This is a genomic window from Desulfotruncus arcticus DSM 17038 (genome assembly GCF_900113335.1).
In the GTDB taxonomy this organism is placed as follows: Bacteria; Bacillota; Desulfotomaculia; order Desulfotomaculales; family Desulfallaceae; genus Desulfotruncus; species Desulfotruncus arcticus.
Map to the genome: position 1 here is coordinate 1 of NZ_FOOX01000032.1, position 16,786 is coordinate 16,786.

Consider the following 16,786-nt stretch of genomic DNA (forward strand, 5'->3'; position numbering starts at 1 on the left):
TTGGATATCTTTTACCTTTCATGCTTATCCCCTTCCCGTTTTAAAGTTTATATCATTTGGGGATAAGACTCAAATTCCTTAAAGGGGCTAAATAGCTGTGAACGTGGGAACTGTGTTACCCGGTCCCTATGGGAATGGATAGCTGTCGTTGAAGTGGGTAATGCAGGGCGGAGCCTCCGTAGTAGTCCGAGGGCGGGAAAGCTGTCCACATGGCGAAGGGAGGCAGCCGGATAAAGCCTTTTTGCTAGTAGGGCCACTTCACAATAAAGGAAGTGGTGTCGCATGGGTACAGGCACCGCGCCGAATATTCCTCAAACAATCGAGGGATATAACCGGATGTGGGTAGCACGAATGCAGGAACAGCTTGCGTTCAGACAGGCCCAGGGTAAAACTTTTAATCGACTGTACCGAACCCTGACCTGGGCAAAGCTAGTTGACGTAGCCATAAACAAAGTTCTCAAAAATAAAGGTTCAAGAACACCAGGAATAGACGGAGAAACTCGAAAGGACTATCAAGACTGGGAGCAGCGAAAAAAGCTAAGAAATCAAATAATTTCAGAACTGCGACATCATCAATACAGTCCCAACCCGGTAAGAAGAGTATACATTCCAAAGCCGAACAAGCCGGGCGAGAAAAGACCGCTGGGAATCCCTACAATAAAAGATAGAGTCGTCCAGGAAATGCTCAAGCTCATACTGGAACCCATTTACGAAGGCAAGTTTCACCCACACTCATATGGCTTTCGCCCATTTCGTAGTACGCACCATGCGGTAGAAAGAATAAAATTCATTACCAGATGGAACTATGAATGGGTAGTCGAGGGTGATATAAAATCCTTCTTTGATAAAGTAAACCATGACACTCTTCTAAGCATAATAAATCGCACTATAAAAGACCCTGACATTCTGGAACTAATTCAGATACTACTGAAAGCCGGAGTGTTAACAGAGCAAGGATGGGAAATATCAGATATGGGCACGCCCCAGGGAGGCATTATATCTCCCCTTCTTGGAAATATTTACCTTAATGAGCTGGACTGGTATGTTTCTAAAATGTATGAGGATTTACCTCAACGCCGTAGAAACAAGGCCAAATACAAGGTTTTTATCGTAAGATATGCCGATGACTGGACGGTGCTAGTTAAGGGAACGAAGCAGCAGGCTATGGAGATTAAGCAAATAATATCGGAATTTCTTCAAGCAAATCTCCATCTCAGGCTCTCGGAAGATAAAACGCTAATCACTCACATAGTTAACGGCATTGATTTCCTTGGGTTCAATATCCGGCGTTATTACCGGCAAAATAAAGCGAGCACATTGATAAAACCCAGCAAGAAGGCGCTGCAAAAATTCTGGCAAACAACCAAGAGAATACGCCGCATGCTTTTCTACATGCCGGATGAATTGTGGATTGCAACAATGAATAGCTACCTAAGGGGCTTTGGTGAATACTACCGTAGGGTCAACTCTAAAACAACATTTAATCGCCTGGATTACTACCTGTGGTGGAATATATTTTACACTACTATGAAACGCTATTGCACCAGGGGACGCACTCTCCGCAGAAAACATCACCGGAAACATTATATCGCCTATAAATATGACGCAAATAAGCGCAACCGCAGGTTTGGTAAAGATAATTTTGGGGTCTGGATAGATAAAGAAAAAAAGAGGGCAAGAATTGTTGATAGCCTGATTCATTACCCCATTGAGTACGAACCTAAACACTCCCAATTAAATCCATACATTAAGGAAGAAAGAGAAAAGCTGGAAGAAAACAAACGTCTTAAGAAACTCATGTCAGATATACGTTTTCAGCAGCTTCATATTCACCCGGAATATGGACAAGATTGGCAGCAAATTAGATTAGATGTTGTCAAAAGAGATAGGGGCAGATGTCGCATTTGTGGTAAGCATACAACCTGGAAAAGCTTTATAGTAACTATGTCTTCCAATTCACCTGATAGTCTGGTAACACTGTGTCGAAACTGTTATAACAAGACATACAAAAGACAATTGGCCAAAAACTAGCAAGAAACGTAAAATCCGGTGGAAAGCCGGATGCGCTGAAAGGCGCACGTCCGATTTGGGGAAGGGTGCGGGCGTCAAACTGCCTGGCGTAAGTCAGGTGGGTCGGTTCGCACCTATTCTACTATCCTTGCTAAACGAAGCCAGGGAGAAGTTGGATGACATTATCGATATCATACACAAGACTCTTGGCAAACCAGGCAAAAGACCGCGCACTTATCGACAGGTTGCCCGTAGAGACTACCTCTACATTGTTAAAAACAAGAAGCCCGGTAAGAAAGCTATTCGTAAAGCTGTTGGCAAGCAGCTGCGCTATGTGAGGCGCAACCTTGGTGCCGTAGACCGCCTGCTTGCTATGGCAGGTGACGGGCACGGCTTAGCCAGAAGCATTTGGAAACGCTACAAACCATACGTGCACTCTATGAACAGCAGCTCTATATGCATACCCACCGCACTCACAAGGTAAATGATCGTATTGTCAGCATTAGCCAACCTCATGTGCGCCCCATTGTCCGGGGTAAAGCCACAGCCGATACAGAATTCGGTGCCAAAGTAGCCATCAGTATTGTAGACGGCTACGCCTATGTGGAAAAATTGAGTTGGGACAACTTCAATGAAGGTATAACCTTGATAGAATCGGTAGAATGCTTCCGCAAAAGGTACGGGCACTATCCTGAAGCCGTTCAGGCTGACAAAATCTACCGAAATGCTAAGAATCTTCGGTACTGTGAACAATATGGCATCCGGCTCAGCGGTCCAAGATTAGGAAGACCATCGGCTAACAAAGATATACAGAAAGAACAAAAACGCCTGGAACGGCAGGATGCCAGCGAACGCAATGCGGTGGAGTCCAAATTTGGAGAAGGTAAGCGCCGCTACGGTTTGGCGCGTATTATGACGCGCCTAAAAGAGACTGCCGAAAGCGTGATCTGTCTACAGTTCCTAGTAATGAACTTAGAACGTAGGCTCCGTGTTCTTTTGTTCTATTTTCTGCGACACATATTCCAGTTCGATCGAGCTCTTTTTGGACCAACATTATGCTGTTTTAATAGAAATTAGGATCGGTTCAGCAAACCCTATTTAGTATGATTTTCTGGAGTCATAGAAGCGGCCCGCCCACCTTAGGTGAGCAGGCCGCTTCTTGGGTTGCCAGACCAATTTAACTGGTGTAAATGGTGACTGTGCCGATCACCCAATCAGAAGCACTTCTCAAAAGCAGTTGATAATTTCCAGCGATCATGTCCGTAAACACGGTAGACGGATTACTTGAAGTCACTGTGTGAATAGGAGTAGTATTTCCGGTATTCTGATTCCGCAATATTAATCCAAGTGTCCAGTTCGATACGTCACTACTGGCATTTGAAATTACCACAGACACGGAGCCATTAGGCACATAAAACGTAGAGTTTGCGGGTACCGTATCATTCGGAGTTGCTCTGAAAGAATAGCTATATTGAGCCACTGCAAACACTTCCTTTCAATATAAATTTAAAAAGATTCACTGAAGGGAACAAAGAAATTTATAGCCGTTCCCAAGCTCATAAAATTTCTTTTCAGTTGACCCTTTCACTTATAAAGGTAAATTAGATAATAAAAATACAACCTAAATCATAAAAAAATCCCTCTTAGAACAAGGGATTTTTAAGATTCTAAAATGATGTTTTTAGGCCGGTATCTAAGGGAATCGAATCGGTCAAGTGTTATATAAGCACTTTGTTATACAATACTTTTTGCAAGAACTTCAGATTCTTCTATAATCGTAGATAAGCAAATGCCCGGTTTCATGGATTCATTTAGTTCTTACTTAAGCCAAGTGCGGACAGGGCGGCGCCCAGGGCCGCCGTTATTTCCGGCTCGGGAGGAACCGAAAGGCTGCAGCCCAAGTGTTTGGCCAGGGCGTTGACCACACCATTGTTGCGTGCCACTCCGCCGGTAAAAACAACTTCCTGCTCCAATCCAGTCCTGGCGGTCATGGAGGCTACCCGGGCCGCCACGGAATCACAAACCCCGGCTACGATATCAGGCTTGGCTTTGCCCGTCGAAATATGGGATATTATTTCGGATTCGGCAAATACCGTGCAAATTGAGGATATGGGACAGCTTTCCCCGGCTTGGCTTGCCAGGTCACCCAGGTCTTCAACTTTTACCTCCAGCGCTCCGGCCATAACTTCCAGGAAGCGGCCGGTTCCCGCCGCGCATTTGTCATTCATGGCAAAATCAGCAACTTTTCCGCCGGGCAGTAGTTTAATCACTTTACTGTCCTGCCCGCCAATATCTATAACTGTTCCGACCCCGTTGAACAAATGGGCAATACCCCGGGCCTGGCAGGTGATTTCCGAAATTTCTCTATCAGCCGGAAAAGTGACCCGCCCGTAACCGGTGGCAACAGTTGCAACAACATCTTCGTTTTTTAACCCGTTGCTTTCCAGTAAATCCGCCGTCAGGCGCAATGCAATCTCCTTGCCGCTATAGCCGGACCTGCCGGTGGCCCGGCCCACGATTTCCGCCGCTTCATTTATTAAAACAACTTTGGTAGTGAGTGATCCTATATCGACACCCAGATAAAATTTAGCCACTATTACACCTCCGGTTTAGTAAAGAAGACTTGGTTCAGGTGGGGTTTTGACCCCACCTGAACCTTAGTCGCACTTATTTCGAGTTTATCGCCGCTTAACTCCCGCATTTAGAGGCGGGAGTTTTAGCGGCGGTTAACGAGATCAAACACTTAATGTTTCTAAAAACGCCTGGACCCGGTTGCGTATGGGTTCTTCAGCGAAGGCGCGCGGGTCGGCCATATCCGCCTCGACCATCAAACCGGGCACGCCGGTTTCCTGCATCACCCGTTTTCTAATAACCTCTTGTACCAGCGAATAAGGTTTGCAGGAACGGTTGGAATGCATTACGAAGCCGTCAGCTTTAAATTCTTTGATCAGGTCAACAATTTGCCTGGTTCGAAATTCCGGCGAGCGGTTTAAAAAAACTTCGGTGTATGTAGCCGCCAGACTTTCCAATGGGTCTCCCGGCGCTATTTCCATGGACCAGCCTCCCGTGTAGGTGTCGGTTACAAAGCAGGCGCCCCGCTCGGAAAACATTTTGAAAAACTTAAACAGGTTGCTCCAGATGGCAATGTTGTCCCACACCAGGCGGATCTTTTCCTCTTCAATGGCGCTTTCTCCGCGCTCTGCCCTTTGCTTTACTTCATCCTTAAGCAATTTGTAATAGCCCACAGCCTCCCTGGTGCCCCGCAAAACCACTATTGGCGCCATATGGATAAATAAATCGGGACCGTTTAACGGTGAAGGCTTGGCCTGGCACAAACCTCGAATTTCCTTCCAGAGGCCGACGACTTCATTGCTTAAATCGCTGATCGCGGCTAATTCCCCGGGGTTGAATTTTCGGCCTGTAAGCTTTTCCATTTGTAAAATAAAATCTTTAAATTGTTCCAAGACATACTCTTGGGCGTGGTCTGTCATATCTCCGGTCAGAAATGGCGTATCAATCACTACCAGTGGAACTTGATAACTGCGGGCCAACGCTTCATACCACTTCAGCACCGTGCCGCAAATGTTGTTGCAGGCAACCACCAGGTCCGGTTTGGGAAGGCCCTGCATCGGAGCTAGGTCCGGTTTTAATAGTGTACCAATGCTGGAGGTGGCATAAGAGCAAAGGTCGGGGGAATATCCGGCAGCCTCGGCAGCCCGGCAAAGCCCTAAAGTGGCTTTGCCGGTGCTGCAAAGGGCCGCGTACTGCTCAGGGTAAACAGGATGTATTTTAAAGGCTCTGAGCAATTCAACCGGCGCGCCGCTGGTTACCCAGGCCAGCGGCCGTTTGAGCGGTCTGCCCCAGAGCCGGTGATAACGGGAAAGAGCGTAATATTTGGTTATTAACTTCTTTAACTGAGTGGTACTTGCTAATTGTTTATAACGCCGTTCTTGTCCCATGGCTGATTTCTCTCTCCTTTCGCACTTGTATTTACAGACTTTCCATGAATGCTTGCAGTCTTGTGCGCTCCTGACCACCAACATCGGCACCTTCCAATTCCAATACCAGCGCCTGAATGCCTGCGTCCCGCAGGCCCCTGGCCAGTGGAACCGCATCCCAGGCGTGGGGATCGCAATATTTTCTGATTAGTATTATCGCTGCTGTTGCCCCGCGCCGGCGGGCCAGGCTTGCCAAATAATTTAGCCGTGTATCCAATCCCCTATTGCGGCAGGGGCACGGCGGCATTTCTATATAGCGGTTGATTACAGTTTGCATCAGGTTTGCGGTTTCCTCTTTTACCGGGGGCTCAATAAAATGACGGTATCCGGTGCAGGTATCGTCAGCTGCAACCCGGCCTCCCAGTTCTTCCACCATGGTAAAGAAACTATCATTTTCCAGCACGGCTCCCGTTACCAGCAGCTTTTTACGGGTGCCGTCCTCTTCGGCCTTTTCTTTAAGCACCGGCAAGGCATTTTGCAGTGCGGAGGCATATTCCTCCCGCGGCATCACCTGTCCCGCCCGCAGCAGTGCCGATACCAGCTGTGAAGGCAGCATTGGCCGCAATTGATCAAGTTCCCCGGCCAGTTGCCTGACCTGCCGGCAAAGTTTTATTGCAGCGGCAATTTCACTGTTGCCGGGGCTGCTTTGGGTGAGTCGGCCAAGAGCAGCTAACAAGTTTTCGGCTTCTATCCGGAAATATTTAGCGGCGCCCGGTGCTCCAAGCATTACCGGCGGAACAAGCATATAGGATTTATCATGGCTTACGACATTTTGCCAGATCCCGCCGAGGCATTGCATAGTATCGCAGGTATGGACAAAACCATAACCGGCCAGATCATGATAATTGCCCGGTTTGGCCAGGCTTAAAGTGCCTTTGGCCAGCGAACAGCAGTAGGCCGGCAGTTCCGCCGGAGTGCCCTGAATGGAGGAGGGGAAAAGGCGTAAAGGCTGCATGCCTGCAGCCAGAACCAGCTCTTCCGGCAGATAGCTGCAAAAAAAACCATAAAACTTCCGGTCCGGGTAACGTTCCCTGCGTTTGACTCCATTTAAACCGGCTTCATCAATTAATAAATCAATCTGATCAATGCCCTTAAATTTCTGATCTGTGTTTAACATCTTCAGACCTCCGGATTATGATTTGAGGTTGTCTCAGTTTCCCTTTCTTTTAGGGACCTTTTAAGTAAGGCGTTAAAAAAGTGTGCATTTCTTGTGAAAATTTTGAATAATGCCGATAAACTTATGCCTTTATCAAGAGTTAGGGCCGGGGTAACAGTACGTTGAAGGCTCCTTTAAGATGCTTCTCCATTTCCTTGTAAGCCTGTTCCTCGTTTCCCGCACATATGGATTTTAGAATCAGGCGGTGTCCTTCGGCGCATTTTCGCCTGCGTTCTGGATATAGGTGCAATGCGTGGGCATACCTTTTCATAATTATCCACATAGTAGATGCAACAGAGAATAATACGGGGCTTTTGCTCAGTTGGCCTACAAGAAGGTGAAATTCTTGATCCAGATCGGTAAATACATCGATATCTTCAGCATCAGGTTTCATTTTAGCAACCAGTATTTTAAGGCGGTCCAGATCCTTTTCCCCGGCCCGGCGCGCGGCCAGCCTGGCCATGCTGGATTCAACGGTTACAATGGCTTCGCATGCTCCCTGCAAGGATTCCTGATCCAGGCCGTCTTCAGCCAAAAAACGAAATACCACGGCTTCCAGGCTTGATTCCCTGGCCGGGTCGCGAATAAAAACTCCTTCACCAATTCGCTTTTCCACAACACGCATAAATTCAAGCACTCGCAGCGCTTCACGCAATGACCCGCGGTTTACGCCCAGTTGGGCAGCCATTTCCCGTTCGCCTGGCAGCTGCTGTCCCGGTTTGTAATAGCCTTCGGAAATACTTTGCATAATTTGGCTGGCAATTTCCTCGTACAGGTTTCTTTTCTTAACTTTATGCAGCATTATCAATCACCTGAGTGTTGGAATAGTTGAATGGTTGACTGGTTCGACCACTAATAAGTTAAAACTAACACAACTGCCATTTAGCGTCAAGACATAACCACAAAATATATAAACGCACGTCTAATAAAACAGATAGGCGTGCGTTTCACTTACTGCACGGGTATTATCTCCGCGTATTGGTCCGGATCAAAATTAACGTCATATTCAACATCTGAAAATATATCAGGATAGCCTTTTTTCAGATATAGCAGCACGGGAATCATGATTTGCTTTAGTCCGGCAGGCGAGACGGGCAAGGTTGTTATTTCAAGTAACTCCAGCCACTGGGGCAGGGTGTAGCGATATACCAGCCTGGTTTTAGCAGCCCCTGCCGTTATCTCCGTGGGAAACTTAAATTTAATTTCTCCGTCAAAAACCCTTTGGGTTACAACGGGTAAGGGAACTTCCACGTCCTTTCCATAAATAGCTATCGCAATTATTTCTAAGTCGTTAAATTCACCAGCGTATTGCTTTTCTTCATCTGATTCCTGTTTTTCCTGAAATCTCTGGATCAAAAGCATGGGCTTGCTCATTAATCGCACTCCGTTTCGTATATTGCTAGAATTTAATTTTAAAATCAGAAAATTGTTCTTCTACAGGCCCCTCTGCAACTTCAATTCCGGTAACATTGGCATTGGGTGACCCATGATTGCACCATTCAAGCATTTTATCAACCGCCGCCGCGTCTCCTGCAAATATTGCTTCAACCCGGCCGTCTGAAAGGTTTTTAACCCATCCTTTAATCCCTAACCGTTCAGCCTGTCTGCGGGTATATTCCCGGTAATACACTCCTTGTACCCGCCCGGAAATATAAACATGTTTTATTACCATATATTTCACCTTTCTTATTCATTTTACCATTTGTTCTACCGCAGCAACGATAAAAATAACCACTTAAAGCAAATCTACTATATATGCAGCAACTTCTGCAATGTTTATTAGATACCTGCTTTATTGCGTTATTTTTTATTGGATAAAAAAATAACCCCTTGACGGGGGGGAGGAGGATTAGTAAGTCACAGAGTTATTATCATCTAGTTTGAAACAGCTAATGGTTTTTTATCTTTTTTTATTATCTGGCGTTCATTATCAACAATGGTTTCGACTTCCTTCAGGAGAGACGAGGCATGGTCAATTTCCCTCATTATAATATCCAAATAATTCCTGGACCATTTCATATGCTCGGCTTCTTTGGCTAATTGGGTATAACCCCTGATGATAGTCATAGAATCTATAAGTTTGTATAGCAAATCAATTTTAGCTGCTTGGAACATCGTCTCTTCCTCCTTTTATGAATAATAAACTGTAAATATTAAGTATTTATTACAAGAATATAACAAATAGATTAATATTGTCGAAGGAAGGTTGTTATATGAGGTAGCATGAGTAATTACTTGGGGCTGCAGATGAGGCGGAAAATTGGCAAAAAAAAATTGTTCCGGGCCGGCCGGTTTCCTGGCCCGGATGACAAGGAAAGGTAAATTTTCTAATCATCAATCTAAACGGCAGCTGCTCAACAAAGGTGTCGTCGGCTGGTGTGCCAGCCAAATCTGCCGGCATAAAAACGGGCCGGTAGTACGGCTGCGTAAAGATTGACAATTATGTAAGTGGTTGTGCCGGTGATTGTGACAATTATGCTGAAGTTATTTGTGATGGGCTTACAAGACAGAGGAGCGGGCGGAGGTTTCTATGTGGCATTGGGCTTACTGGAAAAATTATAAAACTTAATCCTTATTAATAAGAACTAATGCCTCGGTTATTAAATTATTGGCATTATTTACTGATTCTAGTATAAACACCTCTGTTTGCTCACAAAATTGTTTATTGGACGAAATTTGAACCAGTCCTTTTAAGACAGTTAAATGGTTCCTAATATCCTCTAACACAGATTGTAAATTATCTTGTTTAGTTAAGGTATCCAAAACAAATACTCTCCCTTTAATTAAAAAAAAACTAAAAAAACCACTACATTTCTATTTTGTAGCGGTCGGTTGCATCACTCACTCAACAAACTTGCAGATGCCCAGATTTATCAAGTCCGTTTCATCGTGCCCGCGAAAAAATGATGTATTAATGAACTGTATTAATGAGTATTTAGTTCACTTATAATGTCATTAAGCTTTTTGTATGAAACATTTGGGTTTTCCATTATGACATGGATGTGTTTATTGCCTTTTTCAGGTTGAATGATTTGAACTAATCCCTGTACGACAGTCAAACAATCTCAAATGTCCATTGTCAGCGTAATGATTTTTTTTCTTTATTTTCCAACACCTCCCATGAAATAATAGCTTATATTTATAGATAAATTACTGATTTTCCTGCAATTAAATTGGAATAGTTTATAATTTTTATCGACAATCTTTGCAAAAATTTGGATGCTTGAAAACATGAAAATTGGACCGGCTACAATTATGCTAACCCCAAAAAGACATTTATTAATAAGCTTTCATGATCTGCGTCTATTGTCCAGCCACAGGTGCATTAACTGCGCTTCCAGCATATTCGCTGCCGCAATCTCAGCGATAAACTGGTTCCTTTCTTGTGTATCTTGTTCCAACTGAGAAACAAATTTTGCATACCCCTCGTGAGATTTCTTCTCAATAAAACTATAAACTTTTAACTGTCCATTGATGTCGGCCACAGTATTCAAGGTAATCCCAAACAATTTTCCAATTATATCTCCACCGTCAACTGTCAGGGAGGGTTTTCCCCCGAGGTTGCGAATTACGGTATTGATTTTACCGATGTGTTCTTCTTCAATCTCCATAAACCGCCTAAATGTTCGTCTGATTTCCTGATCCTCATATTCCAAATAGTTTTTATACATACCCAGGTGGCCATGTTCGAGAGTTAAAATTTTGTTGAGTTCCCCGATCAGCTTCTTATCATCCATAAAACTACTCCTATCAAGTAATGGTTTGGATTGGTATTTCAATAACTTATTTTTCCTATTACGTAACACTTTTTATTCATAATTAATCTCGTTTATCGCCGCTAAGACTCCCGCCTCTACAGGCGGGAGTCTTAGCGGCGATAAACTCGAAATAAGTGCGACTTGGTTCAGGTGGGGTCAAAACCCCACCTGAACCAAGTCTTCTTTATTAAACGGGCATGGTAGTTCTCCCAGTGTCCCATTTAACAATATGGTATCGTGAGTCCTTAATGCATGAAAATTCTTCTCTGCCCTCATCCCGCTCCTGAATATAGAAACAATATGTGGCAAGTATGTATATAACAAATTATGTAATTTAAATTAATTATTGACAAATTAATTGGTAAATGGTAACATTGCATAGGTATTTAGAAGGGGGGAGTAGAAACTTTGAGAAAGAAAGAAAAAATATTATTATGTATGGTTGTTGTAACAGCTTTATTGTCCATACTCATTCTAAGTGGATTCTCAGACACAAATGCCGGCGCCTCTGAAGGGCCGCAAAACATTAGACCCAACGTTATAGCTAGTTTTAATGCAGAAGTTGATACCCCTGAAATCAGCCCGGAATCTTTTATCGACCCGCAAAGCGCTGTCATTGGTAATGTGCATATCGGCAAAGGGGTTTATGTAGCTCCTTTTGCCTCGGTACGTGGCGATGAAGGACAACGTATTTGGGTTGGCGACGAAACCAATATCCAGGATGGAGTAATTCTTCACGCGCTCGAAACAGAGGAAAACGGTGAAGTGGTTGAAAAAAACCTAATGGAGGTTAATGGAAATAAATATGCCGTATATATTGGTGACCATGTCTCCCTTGCCCATCAATGTCAAGTACATGGTCCTGCTGTAGTGGGTAACCATACTTTCGTTGGTATGCAAGCATTTGTCTTTAAAGCACGTGTAGGTGATAATGTAGTAATTGAACCCGCAGCCAAAATTATCGGTGTAAGCATTCCTGATGGCAGGTATGTGCCGGCCGGTGAAATTATCAAAACCCAGGATGCTGCTGACAACTTGCCTGAAATAACAGATTCTTATGTTTTCAAGGATCTTAATGCCGGTGTTCTCCATGTTAACGAACAGTTAGCCGAAGGATACTTAAAAGACAGTGAATAATATAATAACAATCTAATTTAAAACTAATTTTAAAAAGCATGTGAGTCAGACACCTTTCTGTTTGGGAATTGGGAGTTTGGTCACTTCCATGCTACAAACGGAAAGGTGTTTTTGGTAAATACATTAAATCTTTGTCTAAAAACCCAAGTATGACAACGCTTGGGCAACTATTTTAAGGTACAAAAAGTTGGTGTGCAAAATCTACCGGCATAAAAATGACGGACAAGCCTGAAAAAAACCATAAGTTAAACGGCAAACGTGGGATAAAATATAACCCTCAAGCCAAATGGCTTGGGGGTTTTGGTTTTTAGCTATAACAAGGTCTATCCCGTCTGTTGCACCATATTAAATCCTTAATGATTTTAATGCCATTTGCTTGGCTTTTAATTAACCCTTCTGTTTCCAGGATTTGAAGTCTGGGCCTGATCTGGTTTGGGGGCATATTTAATTTTACTGATAGGTCCTGAATGCTAGGCATTTTCTCGTTGTCCACAATGAACCAGAGAATAGCCTTATAAATTTGGTAATCATCATTATTAAGCATAAGTTATCACCTATTACCAGAACATTTGTTTTGTTTATTGTATTGGAACAAGCGTTCTGTGTCAAGACAGTTTTTGTTTTAAAGTCCGTAACTTTGTTTCGCTCATGGAAGCCCCTTCCTGAGCGGAACGAAGGGGGGGGGTAGTTCACTCTTAAGGAGGATGATATTTATGATAAAGTTTACTGAAAATGAATGGGGTTAATGTGAAAAAAACAACCACATTTTTAGGTTTGCAAAAACCAGCTTTACAAGATGTGATTACTTATTTTACATGTTGTTATAGGTAATATTAAAAGGTTTTTTGAATAATCCCACTGTTATTACGGTGGGATTATTCCTTAGTTATAGAAGTTATAACTAAATATAATTAACTAAGCGGGCATGGTAGCTGTCCCAGTGTCCCATTTAACATCTATATCCCGGTGGTTCGCGAGAAATGTAAAAGAAATGCAGGGATTTCCATTTTCTTCGGCGAAAGAAAAAATCGGAGGGAATGGTAATGTTAACAATTGTTAGAAGTCTGGCACTAAAAGGCTTGGACGGGTGTATCGTTCAGGTGGAGGTGGATGTATCAAGTGGGTTACCCGGGCTTGATATAGTTGGATTACCCGACGCCGCTGTGCGTGAGGCCAAAGACCGGGTTAGGGCGGCCATTAAAAATGTGGGCTATGATTATCCTCCCAGAAGGATTACCGTTAACCTGGCTCCCGCTGATTTAAAAAAGGAAGGCCCGATATACGATCTTGCCATATCCCTTGGCATACTGGCCTCAACGGAACAAATAGACCCGGCGCTGCTGCATGGTTATGTGTTTTTAGGTGAACTATCTCTGGATGGTTCGATTCGAGGTATTAACGGAGTTCTGCCCAGGGTGGCGATGCTGCCTTCCGACGGATACCGCCGGGTGGTTGTACCTGCAGAGAATGCCGATGAGGCAGCGATGGTGCAGAATATAGAAGTTTACCCGGCCCGCAGTTTGGTGCAATTAATCAACCATCTGAAAAGTGAGGAAGAGATACTGCCCCATTTCGTAAATATGGAGGAGTTATGGCAAGAAAACGGGTATAAAGCGGACATGTCCGAAGTTAGGGGGCACCTGGCGGTTAAACGGGCTTTGGAAGTAGCCGCAGCAGGGGGGCATAATGTAATTATGTTGGGCTCGCCCGGCTCCGGCAAAACCATGCTGGCCCGCCGCTTACCTGGCATACTCCCGGCGCTTACTCCCGCCGAGGCCCTGGAAATAACCAAGTTATACAGTCTCGCGGGCTTATTGCCGCCCGGTCGGCCCCTGATAACTGAACGTCCTTTCAGAGCTCCTCATCATAATGTATCGACTTCGGCGCTGGTTGGCGGTGGTAAATACCCCAAGCCGGGAGAAATAAGCTTGGCTCACAGAGGGCTTCTTTTTCTGGATGAGGTGGCGGAATTTAAACGGGATGCTCTTGAAGCTTTGCGTCAACCACTGGAGGATGGTATTATAACTGTTTCAAGGGTACATTCATCTGTTACCTTTCCTGCCGCAATAATGCTGGTCGCTTCAATGAACCCTTGTCCGTGCGGTTTTTTAGGTGATCAGGAGAGAGAATGCTCTTGTACTCCCATGCAGGTGCAAAGATACCTGAATCGTCTTTCCGGGCCGCTGCTGGACCGCTTTGATTTGCAAATAGATGTTCCCCGCCTGACATTTAACGATCTGGAAAACAGCGCACCCGGCGAAAGCTCCGAAGCTATTCGATTAAGAGTTAAACAGGCCAGAACGGTCCAGATTGAACGGTTTGGAACTGAGATGACCAATTCCGAAATGACTCCCGCCCAGATTAAAAAATACTGTCCTTTAAAACAAGAGGCGCTGCAGCTGCTGCGCTCCGCTTTTGAGAGGCTGGATTTAAGCGCCCGGGCCTATAATAAAATAATAAAAGTCGCCCGCACTATTGCCGATCTGGCCGGGAAGAAGGAAATCAAGGTTGAACATATAGCCGAGGCAATTCAATACCGCGGCATGGAAAGGAAATATTGGGGTTGATTATGTCTTTAAATAAAACTATGTACACATTTGTTAACAAATATGAATAATTTTTTTAATAAATTACTAAATCATGGCAGCCAATTGGGTTATGGTAGGTGATACCTAAAACTAAGTGAAATGCTTCCAGCCGGCAGTTAATTTTAAATTTAACATGCAAAAAACTAAACCCGTTCAATAAAAAACGGGTTTTTATAAAATATTTATTGTTATAATTATCGTGCATGCCTTCTATTACAGACATATGTGTATTAACTGTTTACATTTAATCATCTAAAGTAAACTCCCAGGCGCAGTAACACCCTTCTTCAGGTTGGTCGGGCGGACAGCAAATGCAGCGGGTTTTAATCCGCGGGTCAATGGTTTTGGCAAAACCGCTGTATTCTACAATACCAACCGGCTTGCACGGGAAAAAGGGCATTTTTTTGCGCTCCCTGGCGGATTGTACCCGGCAATTGGTCATCCGGAAAACCAGTTTATTTGGTCCTTCCCAAATAGTCTCCTGCTGATTAATAAAGGCATAAAGACGGAATCTAAGCGCCAGATCCAGTGCCTCCAGGCCGCCCTGTTCCGGCAAGTTTAAAAACTGCTTAATTCTGTTAGCCTCAATAGCTGTAAATTTCTCCCAGGCAGCGGCATCAGCTTCAATAGCTTCATCCATGCCGTGCTTCTTTTCCACGGCTTGAAACCAAAGGCCGTCATGGGCGAGCCAGCGTTTGCTCAGATCTGTTACGAATTCGAGTAATTGCTCCTTGGTTAAATCTTGAATGTTATTGATTAACAATATAGCTCCTCCTTCCTGTTAACGGGGATAGAGAGTATTAGATTATGCTTGAATATTGCAAAGATCATGCCACATGAATAGTTAACTGCCGCCGGTACGATATGCCGCCCGGGCGGTTGTTGTCTTTGCTTTAAATGGACTTACAGATAATTTTTTAATTTTTAAAGGAAATAGTGGGATGAATGTAGTAATTAGTAAAATTTAGCATGTTATTTATGGTCGAAAGAGGGAAACCGGATGAATATAGATTTTCGTGATACTTTTTATTCTTCCCCCTTGCCAATTTATGTTGTGCAGGACGGTTTTTTCAAACTGGTCAACCCCATGATGTCTAAAATTTCGGGCTACTCGGTCAAGGAGCTTTTGAAACTGCCCTTTGAACAGCTAGTATACCACGAGGATCGTTCCTATGTGGCCGCAAAAGCTTTAAGCAGGCTGGCTGGTGAGAATGTTTTAGATGAGTATGAGTTCAGGGCAGTTAAACGTTCGGGAGAAATCATTTATCTAAGAGGATATTTTTCTGTTATTGAACACAATGGCCGCCCGGCTATATTGGGCCAGGTGATGGATATAACCGAATTGCTAAAGAGTGAAAAGAGATATAAAAATATTTTGGAAAGTATCGAAGACGGGTATTTTGAGGTGGATCTCACCGGCAATCTGACCTTTTTCAATGATTCTTTGTGTGAGATGACCGGGTATGCCAGGGAAGAACTTCTCGGCATGAATTTCCGCCGGTATACAAGAGAAAATTATTCTAAAAAGGTATTTGAAACCTTTAACAGAGTCTATCGTTTGGGTGAACCCGTTAAACTTTATAACTTGCAAACAGTCAAAAAAGATCAAACCATACGGTATGTTGAAACATCCATTTCACTAATTAAAAATACAGAGGGAGATAAGACAGGCTTTCGCGGGATTGTCAGGGACGTTACCGAGCAAAAGCTGATGCAAGAAAAACTGGATCTGCAACAGGCCTATTTTAAAAAGCTGTTTGAAAGTTCGCCCGAAGGAATTGTAATTTTGGATCCTACAGATAAGAGCCAATTGCAGAATTCAAAATTTTAAACTGACATAAAAAAGAGAATATCATACTAAAGCATAGGTTTACCAAAATTAACCTATTTATTTGAAGTAAAGATGGAATTGAACAAATTAACTCTAAAAAAGAGTAGAAATCACCCCAATTAACAGACACAAAAAAGCAAAGCAAATATTAAATCATTGCTACTAAGCTACATTTGGTAATGCTTTATCTTTAAGCTGAACAATGGTTCCAGCAAGAAACGTAATCAGACAAATCATGATATCGTTAAAAGCTTTGTCAATCCCCCGTTTAGTAAGGCGATCCATGCTTAGGTGACCTTTTAGTACGG

At 43.7% G+C, this 16,786-nt stretch carries 14 protein-coding genes, 1 pseudogene and 1 riboswitch; of the genes and pseudogenes, 6 read left to right on the plus strand and 9 right to left on the minus strand.

Going from position 1 to position 16,786, the window contains the following annotated elements:
- The first annotated feature begins 282 nt into the window (after nucleotides 1-282).
- Entirely contained in the window at nucleotides 283-2,031 is a 1,749-nt protein-coding gene (gene ltrA / locus BM056_RS24680) for a group II intron reverse transcriptase/maturase (RefSeq protein ID WP_092475980.1), read from the plus strand.
- 112 nt (nucleotides 2,032-2,143) lie between these two features.
- Nucleotides 2,144-3,087: pseudogene (locus tag BM056_RS24685) on the plus strand (transposase); the annotation flags it as partial.
- A 734-nt stretch (nucleotides 3,088-3,821) separates the two neighbouring features.
- On the opposite strand, the gene BM056_RS24690 reads toward BM056_RS24685, so the two are convergent.
- The 7 genes from BM056_RS24690 to BM056_RS24720 form a co-directional block, all read right to left on the minus strand.
- The gene (locus BM056_RS24690) at nucleotides 3,822-4,604 is read right to left on the minus strand and encodes an acyl-CoA dehydratase activase (protein WP_092475983.1); all 783 of its coding nucleotides are present in this window, start codon (nucleotides 4,602-4,604) and stop codon (nucleotides 3,822-3,824) included.
- A gap of 141 nt (nucleotides 4,605-4,745) precedes the next feature.
- Nucleotides 4,746-5,969, minus strand: a complete 1,224-nt coding sequence (locus tag BM056_RS24695) for a 2-hydroxyacyl-CoA dehydratase subunit D (RefSeq protein ID WP_092475986.1) — start codon at nucleotides 5,967-5,969, stop codon at nucleotides 4,746-4,748.
- 31 nt (nucleotides 5,970-6,000) lie between these two features.
- Entirely contained in the window at nucleotides 6,001-7,125 is a 1,125-nt protein-coding gene (locus BM056_RS24700; protein WP_092475989.1) for a 2-hydroxyacyl-CoA dehydratase family protein, read from the minus strand.
- 139 nt (nucleotides 7,126-7,264) lie between these two features.
- Nucleotides 7,265-7,966, minus strand: coding sequence for a FadR/GntR family transcriptional regulator (locus BM056_RS24705; protein ID WP_092475992.1), 702 nt, complete (start codon nucleotides 7,964-7,966; stop codon nucleotides 7,265-7,267).
- A gap of 149 nt (nucleotides 7,967-8,115) precedes the next feature.
- Nucleotides 8,116-8,538 carry a hypothetical protein gene (locus BM056_RS24710; RefSeq protein WP_092475994.1) on the minus strand — a complete coding sequence of 141 codons (423 nt, stop codon included), beginning with the start codon at nucleotides 8,536-8,538 and terminating at the stop codon, nucleotides 8,116-8,118.
- Between the two features lie 25 nt (nucleotides 8,539-8,563).
- Nucleotides 8,564-8,836, minus strand: a complete 273-nt coding sequence (locus tag BM056_RS24715; protein ID WP_092475997.1) for an acylphosphatase — start codon at nucleotides 8,834-8,836, stop codon at nucleotides 8,564-8,566.
- Nucleotides 8,837-9,039: 203 nt separating this feature from the next.
- Complete coding sequence (locus BM056_RS24720; protein WP_092476000.1) at nucleotides 9,040-9,279, minus strand: hypothetical protein; 240 nt, start codon at nucleotides 9,277-9,279, stop codon at nucleotides 9,040-9,042.
- A gap of 145 nt (nucleotides 9,280-9,424) precedes the next feature.
- On the opposite strand from BM056_RS24720, the gene BM056_RS26490 reads away from it, so the two are divergent.
- On the plus strand, nucleotides 9,425-9,601 hold the full coding sequence (locus BM056_RS26490) for a hypothetical protein (protein ID WP_165613711.1): 177 nt from the start codon (nucleotides 9,425-9,427) through the stop codon (nucleotides 9,599-9,601).
- 380 nt (nucleotides 9,602-9,981) lie between these two features.
- Nucleotides 9,982-10,068, minus strand: a riboswitch (cyclic di-GMP riboswitch).
- 386 nt (nucleotides 10,069-10,454) lie between these two features.
- On the opposite strand, the gene BM056_RS24730 is transcribed toward BM056_RS26490, so the two are convergent.
- Complete coding sequence (locus BM056_RS24730; RefSeq protein WP_092476006.1) at nucleotides 10,455-10,901, minus strand: ferritin family protein; 447 nt, start codon at nucleotides 10,899-10,901, stop codon at nucleotides 10,455-10,457.
- Nucleotides 10,902-11,330: 429 nt separating this feature from the next.
- Here BM056_RS24730 and BM056_RS24735 point away from each other — a divergent pair, with 429 nt between their 5' ends.
- Nucleotides 11,331-12,059 (plus strand): LbetaH domain-containing protein, encoded by a 729-nt coding sequence (locus tag BM056_RS24735; protein WP_207648245.1) that lies wholly within the window; start codon nucleotides 11,331-11,333, stop codon nucleotides 12,057-12,059.
- A 1,043-nt stretch (nucleotides 12,060-13,102) separates the two neighbouring features.
- Nucleotides 13,103-14,626 (plus strand): YifB family Mg chelatase-like AAA ATPase, encoded by a 1,524-nt coding sequence (locus BM056_RS24745; RefSeq protein ID WP_092476011.1) that lies wholly within the window; start codon nucleotides 13,103-13,105, stop codon nucleotides 14,624-14,626.
- A 265-nt stretch (nucleotides 14,627-14,891) separates the two neighbouring features.
- Here BM056_RS24745 and BM056_RS24750 read toward each other — a convergent pair whose 3' ends face one another.
- Nucleotides 14,892-15,413, minus strand: a complete 522-nt coding sequence (locus BM056_RS24750; protein ID WP_092476014.1) for a DUF6125 family protein — start codon at nucleotides 15,411-15,413, stop codon at nucleotides 14,892-14,894.
- A 234-nt stretch (nucleotides 15,414-15,647) separates the two neighbouring features.
- Here BM056_RS24750 and BM056_RS24755 point away from each other — a divergent pair, with 234 nt between their 5' ends.
- On the plus strand, nucleotides 15,648-16,478 hold the full coding sequence (locus BM056_RS24755) for a PAS domain-containing protein (RefSeq protein WP_092476017.1): 831 nt from the start codon (nucleotides 15,648-15,650) through the stop codon (nucleotides 16,476-16,478).
- The last annotated feature ends 308 nt before the right edge of the window (nucleotides 16,479-16,786 follow it).

Excerpts from the sequence above, each read along its gene's own strand:
- BM056_RS24710 (WP_092475994.1), bottom strand. The coding sequence starts at position 8,538 with ATGAGCAAGCCCATGCTTTTGATCCAGAGATTTCAGGAAAAACAGGAA.
- BM056_RS24695 (WP_092475986.1), bottom strand. The coding sequence starts at position 5,969 with ATGGGACAAGAACGGCGTTATAAACAATTAGCAAGTACCACTCAGTTA.
- ltrA (WP_092475980.1), top strand. The coding sequence starts at position 283 with ATGGGTACAGGCACCGCGCCGAATATTCCTCAAACAATCGAGGGATAT.
- BM056_RS24700 (WP_092475989.1), bottom strand. The coding sequence starts at position 7,125 with ATGTTAAACACAGATCAGAAATTTAAGGGCATTGATCAGATTGATTTA.
- BM056_RS24745 (WP_092476011.1), top strand. The coding sequence starts at position 13,103 with ATGTTAACAATTGTTAGAAGTCTGGCACTAAAAGGCTTGGACGGGTGT.
- BM056_RS24705 (WP_092475992.1), bottom strand. The coding sequence starts at position 7,966 with ATGCTGCATAAAGTTAAGAAAAGAAACCTGTACGAGGAAATTGCCAGC.
- BM056_RS24755 (WP_092476017.1), top strand. The coding sequence starts at position 15,648 with ATGAATATAGATTTTCGTGATACTTTTTATTCTTCCCCCTTGCCAATT.
- BM056_RS24730 (WP_092476006.1), bottom strand. The coding sequence starts at position 10,901 with ATGGATGATAAGAAGCTGATCGGGGAACTCAACAAAATTTTAACTCTC.
- BM056_RS24720 (WP_092476000.1), bottom strand. The coding sequence starts at position 9,279 with ATGTTCCAAGCAGCTAAAATTGATTTGCTATACAAACTTATAGATTCT.
- BM056_RS24715 (WP_092475997.1), bottom strand. The coding sequence starts at position 8,836 with ATGGTAATAAAACATGTTTATATTTCCGGGCGGGTACAAGGAGTGTAT.